The 18,278-nt window shown below is 64.5% G+C and carries 7 protein-coding genes; all 7 read left to right on the top strand.

Annotated features, from left to right (window positions below):
* The first annotated feature begins 51 nt into the window (after positions 1–51).
* The 7 genes from XALGPE39_RS08685 (at position 52) to XALGPE39_RS08655 (ending at position 18,258) form a co-directional block, all read left to right on the top strand.
* Positions 52–2,409, top strand: coding sequence for a hypothetical protein (locus tag XALGPE39_RS08685; RefSeq protein ID WP_045727842.1), 2,358 nt, complete (start codon positions 52–54; stop codon positions 2,407–2,409).
* A 319-nt stretch (positions 2,410–2,728) separates the two neighbouring features.
* Complete coding sequence (locus XALGPE39_RS08680) at positions 2,729–5,560, top strand: TonB-dependent receptor (RefSeq protein ID WP_082061864.1); 2,832 nt, start codon at positions 2,729–2,731, stop codon at positions 5,558–5,560.
* 167 nt (positions 5,561–5,727) lie between these two features.
* Positions 5,728–9,909 carry an Ig-like domain-containing protein gene (locus tag XALGPE39_RS08675; protein WP_152624960.1) on the top strand — a complete coding sequence of 1,394 codons (4,182 nt, stop codon included), beginning with the start codon at positions 5,728–5,730 and terminating at the stop codon, positions 9,907–9,909.
* Entirely contained in the window at positions 9,906–11,507 is a 1,602-nt protein-coding gene (locus XALGPE39_RS08670; RefSeq protein ID WP_045727840.1) for a family 43 glycosylhydrolase, read from the top strand. The genes XALGPE39_RS08675 and XALGPE39_RS08670 overlap by 4 nt, the downstream gene beginning before the upstream one ends.
* 128 nt (positions 11,508–11,635) lie before the next feature.
* Positions 11,636–13,903: a S9 family peptidase gene (locus tag XALGPE39_RS08665; RefSeq protein WP_235429775.1), complete on the top strand. Its 2,268-nt coding sequence runs from the start codon at positions 11,636–11,638 to the stop codon at positions 13,901–13,903.
* 303 nt (positions 13,904–14,206) lie between these two features.
* Positions 14,207–16,606, top strand: a complete 2,400-nt coding sequence (locus tag XALGPE39_RS08660; RefSeq protein WP_045727838.1) for a glycoside hydrolase family 127 protein — start codon at positions 14,207–14,209, stop codon at positions 16,604–16,606.
* On the top strand, positions 16,603–18,258 hold the full coding sequence (locus XALGPE39_RS08655) for a glycoside hydrolase family 27 protein (protein WP_082061863.1): 1,656 nt from the start codon (positions 16,603–16,605) through the stop codon (positions 18,256–18,258). The genes XALGPE39_RS08660 and XALGPE39_RS08655 overlap by 4 nt, the downstream gene beginning before the upstream one ends.
* Positions 18,259–18,278: the final 20 nt, after the last annotated feature.

Genomic DNA, 18,278 nt, shown 5'->3' with positions numbered 1-18,278 from the left:
TGCGGTACGCGCAGCGCACGATGCACGATTGCCTATATCCGAGGAGGGTCGATGGATCGGAGAGATTTCCTGCGTCAGGGGCTGGCGGTGGGGGCGGTGGCCGGTGTCCAGGCGCTGGCCGGCACTGCCACGGCGACGCCGACTGCGCGTTCCGCGCCCGCGTTGCCGCCGTTGCGTGCGCTATCCAGCGACGCGCTGGCCGGGCATACCATGCAGTGCCACTTCGATGAAGCAGGCGTGCGCTGGACGGTGTACGAAGACCTGCGCCATCCCGATGGCGACTTGACCCTGCTTGGCCCGGACGGCGCGCTGGTGTTGGGCAAACGTACCGAGCCGGTCTATCCCGCCGCACAAGCGCCGTACTTCGGCATGGCCCTGGCCGAAGTGGCGATGGCCGAAGCCGACCTGCTCGCCGACCGCCTGTTGCGCGATGGCGATCCGCGCCAGGACGAGGTACGCGACGTGGCGCCGCCGCCAGCGTCGCAACTGGATGCGAAGGACTACAACGGGCGCTTGCCCTGGACCACCTTTGTGGGGACCCGCGAATGCGCCGATACCATGCCGGTGTATCCGGATGGGCGCACGCGCACTTACCGGGCGGTGCAGGCGTTCCCGGAACTGGGCAAAGACGCGCTGGTGCAGCGTCGTCGCGAAGGCCTGATCGGCGGTTGGATGCCGGCCGTGCGCAAAGTGGTGCCGGCGGGCGAGGGCCGCTATTACGACTTGTTGCTGTTCGCCGATGTGTTGGCGACGGACCGCTTTGTGGTGCAAACCTGGCACCGCAGCGCGCTGGTCGAACATGGCAAGGTCCGCAAGGTGGTCTACGGCTATAGCTACCCGGATTACCCACCGCGACGCGGCCCACGCAGTGCCGAGGATTTCTACCGTGGCCTGCTCGCCTTCGCTGGCTATTGGCACGGCTTGCTCGCCGACATGGCGCAGGCGCAGTTGCCTGATCCCAGTTGGAGCGAGATGGCGCGCTTTGCCTTCGCGCGTGAACTGGTGGTGCGCCCGGGCGGTACCTATCCCAAGTACGGCGCAGTGGATCGCGATTACTACGGCAACGAATACGATGGTTTCCAGGACACCTTCACCAGTTCGTTGTACGCCAACCTGGAGTGGGGCCGCTTCGCCCAGGCTGCGGCGGTGCTGGATGGGTACTTCAGCGATTTCGTGCAGGCCGACGGCATGATCAACATGCGCGGCGCGGAGACTGGGCAGTTCGGGCTGACCCTGTCCCTGCTGGCGCGCTACCTGCGCTATACCGGCGATGTGGCGTTGCTGCGCAAGCATCGCGACAAGATCGCCGCCACCGCCCAGGTGCTGGTGGAACTGCACGATGCCAGCTTGCGTTTGCCGGCAGCGGCACCAGGGCACGGGCTGATCCACGGCTGGAACGAATCCGATGCCTGTCTGTCTGCCGATCCGCAGCTATGGTGGAAACCCTACTACGCCAACAGCGCGCTGGCCGTGCGCGGCTGGCGGGACATCGCCGGGGTCTGGCCTGCGATTGCCGGCGTCGGCGGACAGGCCAGCGCCACGCAATGGCAGCGGCATGCGCAGCAGCTTGTCACGCAGCTACAGCGCAGCGTGCGCGGGAATATCCGGCGCGACCTGACCCCGCCCTACATCGGCCCGCTGCCGGGAGTGAAACTCACCTTCCGGCAATCGCTGCAACAGGAGCAGCCCAGCGAGCAGGGCTGGCCGCATCGGGCCTATTCCGAATTGTTGCAGGCCGACGTGTTGCCCGAGGATCTGGCGCACTTGGTCATCGACTGTGTGCGTGGTCATGGCGGCACCAGCCTCGGCGTGGTCGGCAACATCACCGCGCCCACGCCCGAAGGACGCGACCTGCTGGGTTTCATCTCCTACGGCTACGCGCAGCAGTTGCTGCGTCTGGATCGGATCGAGGAATACCTGCTGTTCCTGTACGCGCATCGCTATCACGTGCATACCCGTGGCAGTTGGACCGCGGGCGAGGTTAGCGGCATCACCGGCGGCATGCCGTTGTTCTGCATCCCGGCGCAGTTGACGATCCCGCTATTGCTGCGCTGGATGCTGGTGTTCGAGGATAGCGCCGGCGAGGAGCTGTTCCTGGCGCGGGCGCTGCCGCGCGACTGGCTGGGCAGTGGCCAGACAATCGCCATTGCCGCTGCGCCGACGCGCTGGGGTGCGGTGTCGTTGAGTCTGTGCGCTGATCCGGCACGGCAGCGCATCGATGGACGTGTGCACTTGCCGCCGTCGCGGCCATCGCGGACCTGGTTGACCTTGCGCGTGCCGGCGGGCACGCGCTTGCGCGAGGTGATGCTGGATGGGCAGCGTGTGCCGCTATCGGGTCCGCGCAACGAGCGCGTGCAGGTGCCGGCTGGCAGTGCAGAAACGCTGACGATTGCCGCCGTCTACGGTTGAGCAGCGTGCGGAGTCGTCGGGAGCGTCCCTTGGGGTTGGGCAGTGCGGTATTCCGCACGGTTTCCCGGTAAATACCACAAGACGGGATATCCGCTATACGCGCACATTGTGTCAGTGCAGTGAATTTTCAGGGTGGATTCATGCACGCCACAGCGGAACCTGGCGCGTCGTCGTGCGTGCAGTGTCCGGGCGTTTTGGCCCCGGCTGCACGCGTGGACACGTTCGTTTCCGTACTCGCCCACAGGCGCTGGCGATGAGGTGCAGGCCCCATGCAGGGAATGCCTCACCGATCGCACCGCGTGCAGCCAAGGAGAATCCGATGCCGTCCTTACTCGAATGCGTGGTGCCGTTGTTCCCTCGTTCATGGCGTCTTACGCAGCGTCATGCTCCGCTGAGCGCGGCGATCTACGCTGCGTTGTTGCTGCTTCCGGTTTTTGCGGTGCAGGCACAGGATGCCCAGACCCAGGACGGCGCGGCGACCACATTGGAGCGGGTCAGCGTGACCGGCAGTCATATCCGCCGCATCGATGCCGAGACTGCAAGCCCAGTCATCACCATCGACCGCCAGCGGATCGAGGACAGCGGCCAGAACACCCTAGGCCAGTTACTGCAGCAACTGCCGGCGATGGCCGGCAATATGCCCAATATCGCGCTTAATTCCGGTTTCAGCCATGGTCGCGCGCTGGTCTCGCTGCGCAATCTCGGCCCCGAGCGCACCTTGGTGTTGGTCAATGGTCATCGGATGGCCGGGCCTGCCAGCAGCGTGTCCGCCGCCCCCGGCGTTGACGTCAACGCGATCCCGGCGGCGATGGTGGAACGGATCGAAGTGCTGACCGACGGCGCCTCCTCGGTCTATGGCTCCGATGCCATCGCCGGGGTGGTCAACATTATCCTCAAGGACAAATACGATGGTTTCGCCGTCACCGCCGATTACGGCCAGAGTACGCATGGCGATGGCAATCGCCGTGGGCTGGGCGTGGAGTGGGGCAAGAGCTGGGACCGTGGTGGGCTGATCCTGGGGGTCAGTCATAATTCGATGAATGCGCTTTACGATGCTGATCGCCCTTATGCCCAAACGGCGCAGGGGTATCACAACGGCACTGCGTATGAACTGCGCAGCGGCGGCACGCGTGCGTTTTTGAATGATGGCCAGGTGTTGGTCCCAAATGCTGGATTGGCGCCAGGCGCGGTCAATGCCGGGAATTTTCATCCCTACGATGTGGCCACGGATGGCCATAACTACTATGACGGGCAGTATCTGATTACGCCGGTGCAGCGAACGAATGCCTCGGCACACGCCAGTTTCGATTTCACGCCGGACCTGCAGGGATATCTGGACGTCTTCTGGACTCGTAGCCAGACCACCTCGCAGCTCAGCGCCTATGGCCTGGAAATGCCCGATGCCGCGCAGAATTACTATAACCCGTTCGGTAGTGCACTGACCCGCTACCTGCTACGTTCGGTGCAAGCCAATACCCGCGTCTACACTTCCACGATGTACCAGACCAACATCGTCGCCGGGCTACGCGGCAAATTCGCCGACACCAGTTGGCAGTGGGATGCGGCCGCCGGTTATGCGCACTACAAGGACACGTTGATTCGTCATGGTTTTTCGGTCACCTCGCGGCTGAATAACGCCGTGGGCGCCTCGTTCCGCGACAGCGATGGCACGATCAAATGCGGCACGCCTGGTAATGTGATCGCCGGCTGCACCCCGATCAACATCTTCAATCCGGATGACCCCGCCACCATCGCGGGGATCAAGGCTACGCAAAGCGCGGTGGATCTGGTGGATAAAAGCACGATGAAATTCGCCGAAGCCAGTGTCAATGGCGATCTGTTCAAGATGCCTGCCGGCATGGTGCAGGCCGCGTTTGGGTTGTCGCTGCGGCAGGATGGTTTTGCGCAAGGCACCAGCAACCCGGTGGCGGCGGCCGATATGTATGGCAGTTGCGATTATAACGACGGCTGCATCATGAATCAGGGCCATGACGAGACGGTCAAAGAGGCCTACGCCGAATTGTTGATTCCCCTGCTCAAGGGTGTGCCTGGTGCGCAGGCGTTGAATCTCGACCTGGGCACGCGGTATTCCAAGTACGATTACTGGGGCAACACCACCAACAGCAAGATCGCGCTGGAGTGGCGCCCGCTCGATAACTTGTTGATCCGCGCCACCGGCTCGCAGGTGTTCCGTGCGCCATCGCTGGGTAATCTGTACGGTTCGCCGTTCAATGGGATAGTCGACGACACCGGCGACTATAGCGATCCGTGTAATGGCTACACCGGTGGTGGCAATCCTGCGGCGTGCGTCAACGTGCCGCGCAATGGCAGCTTCGTCAACACGTCTTCGTTCAGGGTCATCACCACCGGGTCGGCCAACGCGGGCTTTGCGATCAGACCCGAGCAGGGCCGCTCCTACAACATCGGTGCAGTCTACGATCCAGGCTGGGCCGAGGGGCTGTCGTTGAATGTGGACAATTGGCGGGTGTGGCTCGACGACATGCTCAACGGCACCAGTCTGGATGAGGTGTTGCAGAATTGCTATGACGGGAAGAACGCGTTTTGTCCTTTGATCCAACGCGATGCGGCTGGACAATTGGTCAGCGTGACCGTGCCATTTACGATCAACAGTGGCAAGGTCGATATCCGTGGCGACGACATCGGCATCAAGTACGCCTTGCGTGACACCGCCTGGGGTAGCTTCCATGCCGGCGTCGATGCGACCTATCTGTCCCGCTATAGCTTCAGCGGCGATCCGCATAACTACGTTGGGGAAATGTCCTTTTTCGGCAACATGCCGCACTGGCGCGCCAACTTCAATCTGAGTTGGGACAACGGTCCGTGGCATGCCAGTTGGAATACGCGGCTGATCGGGCACACCACGGTCGGTAGCGCCTATGAGGATACCTGCATCAACACCGCCGCCGATGGCAGTTGCGTGTACTTCCACGTGGGCACGGTGACGTACCACGACGTGACGTTGAGTCGTAAATTCGACAGCCTGCACAGCACTGTGTCCGCTGGCGTGAACAACCTGGGCAACCGCACGCCGCCGCGCTACTACGGTTATTCCAGCGCGGCCAATACCGATGCCTTCACTTACGACACGTTGGGGCGGTATTTCTGGGCGCGGATCAGGACCGAGTTTTGAGGCAGCAGCGGCAAGACGGGGATGTGGTCGCGCGGTGCCTGCGGCGCGCGACCACCCAGCGGATCGGCGCGGCGTTGCTGGTGCTGGCAGGGTTATTCGCGCAGGCCGGCGCGGCGCAACTGACCGATGATGACGAAGGTCTGGACCACAGCAACGCTGCACTCGGGATGCCGCGTTTCAAGGGCGATGCGCAGCCCGTGCCGGCGACTGGCGTGGCCTTCGTTCCAGGGACCGGCTATTTGCCGCGTGTCTTCGCGGTCGACCGCGCGGCCGGCGCCGGCAGTGCGCCTGGCAAGGATTTCTGGATTGATCGCATGCTCGCGCGTCGTGGTCGCGAGGGTGATCGCGATGGTCAGGACGGCAATCGTTGGTTGTTCACGCGCGGCCGCGCCGCGTATATGTACACGCATCGACCCGAAGTGCCGGGCTTCGTCGGCGATGTGGCCTATGTGCACAAGACCGGCCACGATGCCTTGTTCCGGTTGCAGGTGGAAGGCGTTGACGCAGCGCTGGCGTTGACCGAGGACAGCGCGCAACGGCGGCAGACGCCGAGCTATTTCAGCAGCGTGTACACCGGTGCCGGCGTGCGCCTGCATCTGGTCAAGTTCATCACCGAACAGAACGTGGCGGTGGCCGAGGTCACTTTGTCCAGTACCGATGGCGTAGCACGCAGCTTACGCGTGCGTGCGACCTCGCCGATGGCCACGCACGCCGATGGCGCGGAATTGATTGGCGCCTTCGTCACCCACAACGCGATCACCACGCTCTTTCCGCGCCTGTCTGGAGATGGTTTTGCGGTCGATGGTGGCAGCCTGGTGCGGCGCGTGGTTGTCCCGGCGACCGGGGCGACACCCACCTTGAAGCTGCAATTGGGCCTGGTCACACGCGAGTTGCCGGCCTCGCTGCAGCAATACCGGCGCATCGCCGCACAGTCGCCGCAGCAGGCCTACACCGAGCACGTGGTCGCCTATAACCGCTGGTGGGCCGACAACCTGCCGTATCTGCAAACGCCCGAGAGCAATCTCGATAAGACCCTGTTTTATCGCTGGTGGTTGCTGCGCTTCAATTTTCTCGATGCCGTGGTGCCCGGCAACGACTATCAGTTTCCGGTGGCGATCGAAGGCGTGCTCGGCTACGACAACGCGATCGTGCTGACCACCGGCATGTTCATCGACGACCTCAAATATCTGCGCGATCCGACCGCTGCCTACGGTTCCTGGCTCGGTGCGGGCGAGACCGCTGGTGGCGGCAAGTACGTGGATAACCCCGGCGCGCCGGAAAACTGGTCCAACTCCTACGCGCAGTATCTCAGTGCCGCGGCGTGGCGAGCCTATCAGGTGCATGGCGGACCGCCGGCCATCGCCGCGCAACTGGCGCGCTATGCCAGTGCCGATGTAGACGCATTGCTGCGTGCCTATGATCGCAACGGCAATGGCCTGATCGAATACGACTGGGCGGCGATGACCGGCAACGATGCCGATGCGGTGTCCTTCGACTGGGCCAAGCGCCATGGTCAGGCGCGCATGGACCGCAGCGAGAGCGCCTATGTGTACGCCAATGCGCTGGCTGCCGCGCAGGCGGCGCAACTGGCGGGCGACACCGTCACTGCAACGCGAATGCAGGCACTGGCGGCGAAGATCCGCCGTGCCGTGTTGCAGGTGCTGTGGCAGGACCACAGCGCCAGCGCCGACAGCATGGGCCTGCATGGCGACCTGCTCAAGCAGCGTCAGGCCGAGGACGCGCGTTTGCCAGTGGATTGGAAGGAAACCAATAACTATTACCCCTTCAGTGTCGGCCTGATGCCCAAGCGCGGCGACCCGGACGATGACCCCAAGTACGTGCGTGCGCTGCGTCTGTTCGCCGATGCACGGCAGTTTCCGCTGTTTCCGTTTTACACCGCCAACCAGGCCGATCTGCACGCGCGCGGCGGTGACGGCAGTAATAATTTCTCGGTAATCAATGCCACTGTCGCTTTTCGCCTGCTTGGCAGCGTGCTGCGCGATTATCCCAGCCCTTATCTGGATGCGAGCAGTTATCGCAAGCTGCTGTACTGGAATGCTTGGGCGCATGATATCGATGGCGATAATCGCTATCCCGATCAGAACGAATTCTGGGCCGAGGGTAGCGCTGCCGATGGCGGCAAGATCGGTTATCGCTCGTGGATCCACCATACTCAACTCGGTGCCAGCAACTTCACCGTGATCGAAGATGCGATGGGTCTGCGTCCGCGTAGCGACGCCATGATCGAGCTGTATCCCATCGACATCGGCTGGGATCACTTCGTCGCCGATCACCTGCGTTATCGCGACCGCGATCTGAGCATCGTCTGGGACCGCGATGGTCGTCATTACGCTGGCGCTGCGCCCAAGGGGTATTCGCTGTACCTGGATGGCAAGCTCGCTTTCACTGTCGATCGCCTCGCGCACGTCATTTACGACCCGGCCAGTGGTCGCGTGCGCGCCGCAGCGGATGCGGTCAACGCCGATGCGGCGCAGGTGCAGGTGCTGGCCGCGCACACGCTGGCACTGCAAGCGCCGCAGCAGGTGCGATTCCCGGCCAGCGCGCGGATCGGCGCGGTTCTGGCCGATGCCGGGGTGGATATCGGCCTGCCAGCCGCCGCGCGCAATCTGGCGCAAGGTGCGGCGGTTAGTGCGAGCTTCGCTGCCGAGGGTTTCCCGGCGACGGCGGCGGTGGATGGCAGTACCGCCAACGAGCCGTTCTGGGGGACCGTCGGATCGACGGCGCATAGCGACTGGATCGCCCTGGATCTAGGCCAACCGCAGACGCTGGATGATGTGCGGGTGTATTTTTATCGTAGTTCATCGCCCCCCGGTGAGCAGCACGGTTTTCCCTCGGGAACACGCGCTGGTTATGCGCCGCCATGGCTGTATGTGTTGCAGTATTTCGATGCGGGCGTCTGGAAGACCGTGCCGGGCCAGGTTCGCGACAGGCTGATCGCGCAGGGCAACCGCAACCGCATCCGTTTCCCGCCACTGCGCGCGCAGCGCTGGCGCATCCAGGTGACCCACGCTGGCGCGCAGCGCACCGGGATCAAGGAAATCCAGGCTTATGCCACCGGCATCGCGGCCCCGGTGGCCAGCGCTAACGATGCGCCGCACGTCGAAGCCTGGCAGCAGGATGGTGCTGCCGCCGACGGCGCGGTGCATGTGAGTGGCCGCGTCGGTGACGACGCGCGGCCCAACGGCACGCTGGCATTGCAGTGGCGCGCGCTGCGCACGCCGCCGGGTGGTGCGGCGATCTTCGCGCAAGCGCAGGACGCCAGCAGTGCGGTGCGCTTCACCGTTCCCGGTGCTTACACGCTGCGCTTGCAGGTCGACGATGGCGCATTGCAGGGGCATGCGGATGTCGAGGTGATCGCTCCAGCATTGCCTGCCGAGCAGGCAGTGCAAGTGCAGGGCGAGGCCGAACCGAGTGCGCAGTTCACTGCGGCGCATCATCGTCTGCAGGCACTCAACGATGGCTGGAGGCCGGCGTCGGGGCAGGTGCCAGCGGCGGATCGGCGCTGGGGCAGTTGGGGACGTGCGCAACCGGCGTCGGTGTGGGTGCAGTATCAATGGCCGCAGCCGCAACGGTTGAATGCGACCGCGCTGTATTTCTGGGACGATCAGCCGCAGGGCGGGGTGGCGTTGCCGCGCGGCTGGACGTTGCAGTATCGCGATGGCACGCAGTGGCGCGAGGTGGTTGTGCGCGGTGATTATCCGGTGCTGGGCGGTGGCGCGGCGAGTCGGGTCGCGTTCGCGCCGGTGACCACCACGGCGCTGCGCGTGGTCCTGCAAACGGCGCTGCGGGGCGACGGACATGCGGCGGTTGGTATCGACGAATGGCAAGTGTTCGCCGAGCGCGCGGTGGCCACCGAGGCGGTGGACGTGCGCGTGGCACCGGGGCAAGTGCCGGCATTGCCGGAAAGGATCGCCGGTTATTTCGCCGATGGTCGCTGGGCTTGGTTGGCCGTGCACTGGTCGCAACTGGATCCGGCCGCGTTGGCTGTCGAGGGGCGTGTCCAGGTGCAGGGCCTGGCCGATGGCGCGGTGCCGGTGAACGCCAGCCTCTGGGTGCGCGCGAATGCGCCGGGTCAGATCAACACGGTGCAGGCACCGCCGCCGCTGCATGTGCGTGTCGGGCAAACGCCGGTGCTGCCAGCGTTCGTCGGGGTGCAGTACAACGACGGCTCGCGCGAGCGCGTGCCGGTGCGCTGGTCGCCGCTGGCGCCGACGGTCGCTGCCATGCCCGGCAGCGTGAGCGTGGAGGGACAGGTGCAGGGACGCGACGGCAGTGGCAGCATGCCGGTGCATATGCAAGTGCTGATCGACCCGGCGTTGGCACCATGAGCAGGCTGTACGCGCGGGCGCTGTTGCTGCTGGCGATATGCGCGATGACCGGTGCCTTGGCAGCATCCCCAGCGGCGTTGCGTTCGCGTCAGGTGCATGCGCTCGGCAATCCAATCCTGGCCGATGGCCGCGATTATTCGGCCGACCCCGCGCCGCTGGTGGCCGATGGCAAGCTGTACATCATCGCCGGTCGCGACGAAGCGCCAGCGCAGGTCAACGACTTCGTCATCCCGCGTTGGCAACTGCTGGTCACTGACACTGTCGGCAGTGGTCGCTGGACCTATTATCCGGACTTATTGCGCCCGGAGCAGGTGTTCGCCTGGGCGGCGCCGGGGCATGCCTATGCCGCGCAGATCGTGCAGGGCACGGATCGACGTTATTACCTGTATGCCCCGGTGCAAGAAGCGCATTCGCGCAATGCCGATGCGTTCGCGATTGGTGTGGCGGTGGCCGACAGTCCGCTGGGGCCGTGGCGCGATGCGCATCCGCAGGGGCCGATCCTGTCGCAGTCGCTGCCGGTGCGCAACACGATTCAGAACATCGACCCCACGGTGCTGGTCGACGACGATGGCCGCGTCTATGCGTATTGGGGCACGTTCGGGACATTGTTCGGCATCGAGCTGGAACGCGACATGGTCACGCCGAAGGGGCCGGTGGTCGCGGTGAAAAGCTTGGATGGATATTTCGAGGCGCCATGGGTGTTCAAGCGTCGCGGCACTTACTACATGGCTTACGCCGCCAACAACGCCGGCCCCGATTCGGCGTGCACGCCGACGCTGTATCACGCCTGCATCGCCTATGGCACCGCGCCATCGCCGCTGGGGCCGTGGACGTATCGCGGTGTGGTGTTGGATCCGGTGTCTTCGACCACCTCGCATCCTGGCATCGTCCAGTTCAAGGGCCAGTGGTACCTCGTCTATCACACCGCCGATGCCAAGGGGGGCGGTCATTTTCGCCGTAGCGTGGCCATCGATACATTGCAGTGGGACGATAGCGTGAGCCCTGCGCGCATGCGCAAGGTATTGCCGACGTGCCGGCCCAGGCCAGCGCCGTCGCCATCGCGCAACCTCGCCGCGGCGGCCATCGCCACCGCGTCCAATAGCCCGGCCATTCCGGTGCAGTATTGGATCGCCGCGCTCAACGATGGCGTGGTGAATGCGCATCCGTTGCCACCGCAAATGTGGGGGAGCTGGACCTCGCACAATCCGTCGCAACAATGGATCCAATATGGCTGGGCAGCGCCGGTCACATTGAATGGCAGCCGCATCGTGTTCTTCGCCGACCAGCCTGCCGGGGCTGCCATCGGCGTGGCGCCGCCACGTGCCTGGCATCTGGAATACCGCACGCAGGGACGCTGGTTGCCGATTCCCGGAGTCAGCCGATACCCGAATGCGGTGGGGCGATTCCAGCGCGTCGCCTTCGCGCCGGTGCGCACACGCTGCGTGCGCGCGGTGTTCGATGCCTCCGGCGATGGCCGCACATACGCTGCGGTGGCAGTGCAGGAGTGGGAAATGCTCGCGCCGCGAGCGCAGATATTGCCGCCGCGTGCGCCGTCGCATGCGCAGGCATCGTGTGATGTGGGAGAAAGCAGACAATGAAATCAGTGAAATCAGAAGGTAACTCCATGCAGGCCGCTTTGGTTGCAGATAGGTCTGTGCAGCAATTGCGATCGTCGCAGCCGCTTGCCATGGGCGTGCGTGGCTGTTTGATGCTGTTATTGGCGGCAATGCCCTTTTACGCGGCGGCGGCCGGCGCGCCCAGTGAAGCCGATTATCAGAACGCACAGTCGCTGCGCACACGCTATGCCGCGCTGGTGGATCAGGAGCCCGCCTATCCGGCCTGGGTCGATAACGCGCACTTTCTCTACCGCATTGGCCGGATACGCGCGGGCAAGGCACCACGGCAGGACTATTTGCTGGTGGATGTGCGCAGCGGCGAGCAACGTCCCCTGTTCGATCCGCAGCGGTTGGCCGACGCCCTGACGCAGGGCGGGGACGGCACGGTGGCTGCCGACGATCTGCAACTGCGCCAGGTGAGCATGAGCGCCGATGGCATGCTGTCCTTCGTGCGTGGTACCGCAGCACATTGGCGTTGCGATCTGCATGCGTATCGCTGTGAACCTCAGCGTGATAGTGGTGAGGATGCCGATTCCTACGATATGGCCCCGCCACGCCAGGAAGGCCCCGAATACGGGCAGCTGTCTGCCGATGGCCGTCAGCGCGCCTGGGTGGAGCAGGGCAATCTGGTGGTCGACCGCGCCGATGGCAGCGGCAAGGTCCGGCTCAGCCGCGATGGCGGCAAGGACAGCTATTACGCCGCCGACAGCATTGCCTGGTCGCCGGATGCGCGTCGGCTGATCGCCTGGCGGGTGACGCCCGCGCCGCCGCACGTGGTGTACTACATCGAATCGGCCCCTGCCGATCAGTTGCAACCGAAGTTGCATCAACAGGTCTACACCAAACCTGGCGACCCGCTGCCTGTGATCCGTCCGGTGCTCTTCGATGTTGCCTCCGGGCGTGCGATTGAGATCGACAACGCGTTGTTTCCCACTGCGTTCGGGCTTACACCGCCGCGCTGGCGCGACGATGGCCGCAGCATCACCTTCGAGTACAACCAGCGTGGTCATCAGCTTTACCGGGTGATCGAAGTGGATGCTGGCAATGGTCACACGCGCACCTTGATCGAAGAAACTTCGCGAACGTTCATCGATTATTCCGACCTCGGTGGCGACCACATCAACGGCGGCAAACACTTCCGCCAGGATCTGGACGACGGCAAGCAGATTTTGTGGGGCTCCGAGCGCGATGGTTGGGAACACCTTTACCTGTACGACGGCAAGAGTGCGCGTGTCGTGCGGCAAGTCACACACGGGCCGTGGGTGGTGCGCAAGGTCGATCGTGTCGATCCGGCGACGCGGCAGCTCTGGTTCACCGCCTCGGGGATGAACCCCGGCGAGGATCCGTACTATCGCCATGCCTATCGCATCGGTCTGGACGGTGGCGATCCGGTGGCGCTGACCCCGGAGGCGTCCGACCACCAGGTGTTCCCGTCGCCGGACGGACGCTGGCTGCTGGACCTGTATTCACGTGTGGATCAAGCGCCGGTGTTAGTGCTGCGCCATGCCGAAGACGGCACGGTGGTGCGCACCATCGCGCATGCCGATATTTCCCGCCTGCTTGCCGCCGGCTGGCAGCCGCCGTTGCCGTTTCATGCGCCTGGTCGTGACGGCCGCACCGAAATCTGGGGCGTGATCCACCGTCCGCAAGCGCTGGATCCGGCACGCAAGTACCCGGTGGTGGAGGCCATCTATGCCGGGCCGCAGGGCTCGTTCGTGCCGAAGACGTTCACCACCTGGGTCCCTGCGCTGACCGCGCTGGGATTTGCGGTCGCGCAGATCGACGGCATGGGCACCAACAACCGCTCGCGCGCTTTCCACGATGTGGCCTGGCGCAATCTCAAGGATGGCGGTTTCCCGGATCGCATTCTGTGGCACCAGGCCGTCGCCGCGCGTTATCCCTGGTATGCGATCCAGGGCGGTATCGGCGTGTTCGGCACTTCCGCCGGCGGCCAGAATGCGTTGGGCGCGCTGTTGTTCCATCCCGAGTTCTACCGCGTCGGCGTGGCCAATTCCGGCAGCCATGACAATCGCATGGACAAAATCTGGTGGAACGAGCAATGGATGGGCTGGCCAATCGGGCCGTGGTACGCGGCCTCGTCCAATGTCGACAACGCCTGGCGGTTGCAGGGCCATCTGTTGCTGGTGACTGGCGACATGGACAAGAACGTCGATCCGGCCAGCACCTTCCAGGTGGTCGATCGGCTGGTCAAGGCCGGCAAGGAGTTCGATTTGCTGTTGGTCCCCGGTGGCGACCATGGTGCCGGTGGGGCGTATGGCGAGCGTCGCTTACTGGATTTCTTCGTGCGTTGGTTGCAGCACGCGCCAACCCCGGACTGGAACCGTTCGCCCACCACCCAGCGCAGCGAGCATCGATGACGCCGCGCGGAGACGTTCGATGTTCCCCATTCATGCAAATTTCCGCATACATTGCCACGGTCGCCGACAAGACACTGTGCGGGGGCGATGGGATAGTCCGGGGGGTGTGCGGATGCCTTGGTGCGGTGTGGGGCGCTGCTGCGGTGCCTGGAGCATTCGGACAGGCAAGTGCGTCAATCCCATCCGTGCCGTGCGGGTGATCGTCCAAGAGGAGTTCCAGATGCCGATGTTGAGCCGTATCTCGTTCGCCTGTCTGCAAGCGCGCGCGCGATGAGCAAGACACCCTGGAGCTGCGATGGCGCAATGGGCGATGCCTTCGGGCGTCATCGCGATCACGCCGCAAGCGCCGCGTTGGATCCATCACGGCGTCGCTTCCTGCAATGGAGCGCGTTGGCGATGGCGGCCGGATTACTGCGCTTTCCGCAAGATGCCGCCGCGTCCACCCCCGGGCGGGTGCAGGCGCTGCCGTTGCGGCAGGTCACGCTCAAACCGTCGCTGTTTCTGGATTCGCTGCAGACCAACCGTCGCTACCTGCTGGAACTGGAGCCCGATCGCCTGCTGCACAACTTCCTGCAGTATGCCGGGTTGCCGCCGAAGGGCGCGGTCTACGGCGGCTGGGAGGGCGATACCATCGCCGGGCACACACTGGGGCATTACCTCAGCGCCTTGTCCAAGATGCATGCGCAGACCCGCGATGGCGATTTGCGTGTGCGCATCGACTACATCGTCGCCGAACTGGCACGCGCCCAGGCGAAGGATCCGGACGGCTATGTCGGCGGCTTCACCCGCAAGACCGACAACGGCAAGATCGAAGGCGGCAAGGCGGTGATGGAGGACGTGCGTCGCGGCATCATCAAGGGCAGCAAGTTCAATCTCAACGGCAGTTGGTCGCCGCTGTACACCCAGCACAAGCTGTTCGCCGGCCTGCTCGACGCGCATGCCCTGGGCGATAACGCGCAGGCGCTGACGGTGCTGGTGAAGGTGGCCGGTTACTTCGCCGGAGTCTTCGACGCGCTCGACCATGCGCAGATGCAGACCTTGTTGGATACCGAGTTCGGTGGACTCAACGAATCCTTCATCGAGCTGGGCGCGCGCACCGGGCAGGAGCGCTGGATTGCGATCGGCAAGCGACTGCGCCACGAGAAGATCATCGACCCGCTGGCCGCCGGGCACGATGTACTGCCGCACATCCACGCCAATACCCAGGTACCCAAGTTTATCGGCGAGGCGCGCCAGTTCGAAGTCGCCGGCGATGCCGATGCGGCGGCGGCGGCGCGCTTTTTCTGGGAGACCGTGACCGCGCACTACAGCTATGTGATCGGCGGTAATTCGGACCGCGAATATTTCCAGGAGCCGGACAGCATCGCCGGGTTCCTCACCGAGCAGACCTGCGAGCATTGCAACAGCTACAACATGCTCAAGCTGACCCGGCATCTGTACCAATGGACGCCGCAGGCGCGCTATTTCGACTACTACGAGCGCACCTTGCACAATCACACGATGGCCGCGCAGCATCCGGCTACCGGCATGTTTACTTACATGACGCCGATGATCAGCGGCGGCGAGCGTGGGTTTTCCGATAAGTTCGATTCGTTCTGGTGTTGTGTCGGCAGCGGCATGGAAGCGCATGCGCAGTTCGGCGATGCGATCTACTGGCAGGACGAGGCGGCGTTGTATGTCAACCTGTACATTCCCTCGCGGCTGGACTGGAGCGAGCGCGATCTGTCGCTGGAGCTGGACAGTGGCGTGCCCGAAAACGGCAAAGTGCGTTTGCAGGTGCTGCGTGCCGGCGCGCGCGCGCCACGGCGATTATTGTTGCGGGTGCCTGCCTGGTGTCAGGGACGCTATACGCTGCGTCTCAATGGCAAGCGGCTGCGGCGCACGCCCAGCGATGGCTATCTGACGTTGGAGCGAGACTGGCGCAGTGGCGATGTGATCGAATTGGAACTGGCCACGCCGCTGCGGCTGGAACATGCGGCCGGCGATCCGCAGACCGTGGTGGTGATGCGCGGTCCGTTGGCCTTGGCCGCCGATCTCGGGCCGGTCGGCACGCCCTACGATGCGCCGGATCCGGCGTTGGTGGCGGCGGCCGATCCGCTGGCCGGTTTCGCCGAATTGCCGCAGCCGGGGCATTTCCTCGCCAGCGACACGCAGCCGCCAGGACTGACCTTCGTGCCGTTCTATGCCCAGTACGAGCGGCGCAGTGCGCTGTACTTCAAGCGCATGCAGCCGGCGCAGTGGACGCAGGAAGCAGCGCGGCGCGCGCGCCAGCAGGCCGAGCAAGATAGTCTGCGTGCGATTGCGGTGGACATGATCCAGTTCGGCGACGAGGCATCGGAGAAAGCGCACAAACTGCGCAGCGATACCTCCTTCGGTGGTGCCTACCGTCGCCAGCAATGTCGCGATGTGCGTGGCAAGGGTTTTGTCGAATTTCAGATGCGCGGTAGTCAACAGCCATTGGTGCTGCGCCTGCGTTTCTGGGGGAGCGACAAGGGCCGTTTCAATATTCTGGTGAACGGCAAGCTGGCCGTGGAGGTGCAAGTGGAAGGCGGACAGGTGATCGATTTCGTGGATCGCAACTACCCACTGCCGCCGGCATTGACCGCCGATGCCGCGATGCTGACCTTCCGCCTGGAACCGCAGCATGGCGATACCGCCGGGCCACTGTTCGGCGGCTGGCTGATCCCGGTCGCGCGCACATGATCGCCCGCTGCGTACACGGTAGTGTGTCTGGGGGCCGCCTGAGGAGCGCCTCGCGCCTACGCGCCGTGATCTGCGCGACCGGCTGGTTGTTGTGGCGTGGCCTGTTCGGTCTGGGCGCGCTTGCCGGCGCGGGGTGCGCGCATGCGCCGACTGCCGGTACCGCCATGGCGGCGGCCAGTCCGTTGCAGGGCGTGTGGGTCATCGCGCCGGAGCCGACGTTTCCAGGGCTGCGTTATCTGCGCATCGCCCAGCGCGATGGTCAGGCGCAGGGCAGCATCACCACCGACTGGTACGGCGATCTGCCGATGCAGCAGTTGCGCCTGGACGGCACCGTGGCCCGGTTCGCAATCGACAACGGCAATGCGCACTTGTCCGCGCAGCCATGGACCGCGACCCTGGAGCATGGCCAACTGCACGTGGTCGGCCGCATCTGGCACAAACAGATCGACCTGCGCGCCACCCGTGGCAGTGAAGCCGACGCGGTGCGGTTAGCGTTCCAAATCGCACCACTGCCGGCATATACCCCGTTACCGAGCGATGGCTTGGCGCGGACCCCACCACTGGGCTGGAATAGTTGGAACCGTTTCGCCGAGCACATCGACGACGCCACCGTGCGTCGCATCGCCGATGCCATGGTCGCCTCGGGCCTGCGCGATGCCGGCTATCTTTACGTCAACATCGACGATGGCTGGCAGGGCCAGCGCGACCGCGACGGTGTGCTGCAGCCGAACGCACGTTTCCCGGACATGCGCGCGTTGGCCGACTACGTGCACAGCAAGGGGCTCAAGCTCGGCCTGTACAGTTCGCCCGGGCCAAAGAGTTGCGCTGGCTATCCGGGCAGCTACGGCCACGTCGAACAGGACGCGCGGACCTGGGCAGGCTGGGGCATCGACTATCTCAAATACGACCTGTGCTCGGGTGAGGGCATCTTCCGCGAACCGCAGCAGGTGCGCCGCGCCTATTTGCAGATGGGTCAGGCGTTGCGCGCCAGCGGGCGACCCATCGTCTATAGCCTGTGCGAGTACGGGCGCGATCATGTCGGCCAATGGGGGCGCGAGGTCGGCGGGCATTTGTGGCGCACCACCGGCGACATCAAGGACACCTACGCGAGCATGGTCGCCAATGGCTTCGAGCACAACGGCGATCCGGCCGATGCCGGGCCTGGTGGCTGGAACGATCCGGACATGCTTGAGGTCGGTAACGGTGGCATGAGCGAGGACGAATATCGCACCCATCTGGCGTTGTGGGCCATGTCGGCAGCACCGTTGCTGCTGGGCAACGACCTGCGCCAGATGACCCCGGCCACATTGGCGTTATTGCGCAACCGCGAGGTGCTGGCCATCGACCAGGATGCGCTGGGCGTGCAGGGCAGGGCGATACGCAAGGACGGCGCAATCGAAATCTGGCGCAAGCCATTGGCCGATGGCGGTATTGCCCTGGGGGTGTTCAATCGCGATGCGCAGCCGCACCGGGTGGCGTTGACCGCGCAGGACGCGGGAACCGTATTGCGGGGCCGTCGTTGGCGCGATGTATGGCACGGCCAGACGCACCCGGCGCATCAACTCCGCAGCGTGCAGGTTGCCGCGCATGGCGTGGTGTTACTGCGGCTGTCGCCGCCACCGGCTGTACGCCACGCATTGAATCGGCAGTAAGACGATGCGCTGTTGCATGC

This window comes from Xanthomonas sp. GPE 39, assembly GCF_000963005.1.
In the GTDB taxonomy this organism is placed as follows: domain Bacteria; phylum Pseudomonadota; class Gammaproteobacteria; order Xanthomonadales; family Xanthomonadaceae; genus Xanthomonas_A.
Note: the sequence above shows the minus strand (reverse complement) of the source record. Positions and strands in the feature narration are given on the sequence as shown.

Bases quoted from the DNA above. Each gene is read 5' to 3' on its own strand.
- XALGPE39_RS08685 (WP_045727842.1), top strand. From the start codon at position 52: ATGGATCGGAGAGATTTCCTGCGTCAGGGGCTGGCGGTGGGGGCGGTG.
- XALGPE39_RS08670 (WP_045727840.1), top strand. From the start codon at position 9,906: ATGAGCAGGCTGTACGCGCGGGCGCTGTTGCTGCTGGCGATATGCGCG.
- XALGPE39_RS08675 (WP_152624960.1), top strand. From the start codon at position 5,728: ATGCCGCGTTTCAAGGGCGATGCGCAGCCCGTGCCGGCGACTGGCGTG.
- XALGPE39_RS08665 (WP_235429775.1), top strand. From the start codon at position 11,636: ATGCCCTTTTACGCGGCGGCGGCCGGCGCGCCCAGTGAAGCCGATTAT.
- XALGPE39_RS08655 (WP_082061863.1), top strand. From the start codon at position 16,603: ATGATCGCCCGCTGCGTACACGGTAGTGTGTCTGGGGGCCGCCTGAGG.
- XALGPE39_RS08680 (WP_082061864.1), top strand. From the start codon at position 2,729: ATGCCGTCCTTACTCGAATGCGTGGTGCCGTTGTTCCCTCGTTCATGG.
- XALGPE39_RS08660 (WP_045727838.1), top strand. From the start codon at position 14,207: ATGGGCGATGCCTTCGGGCGTCATCGCGATCACGCCGCAAGCGCCGCG.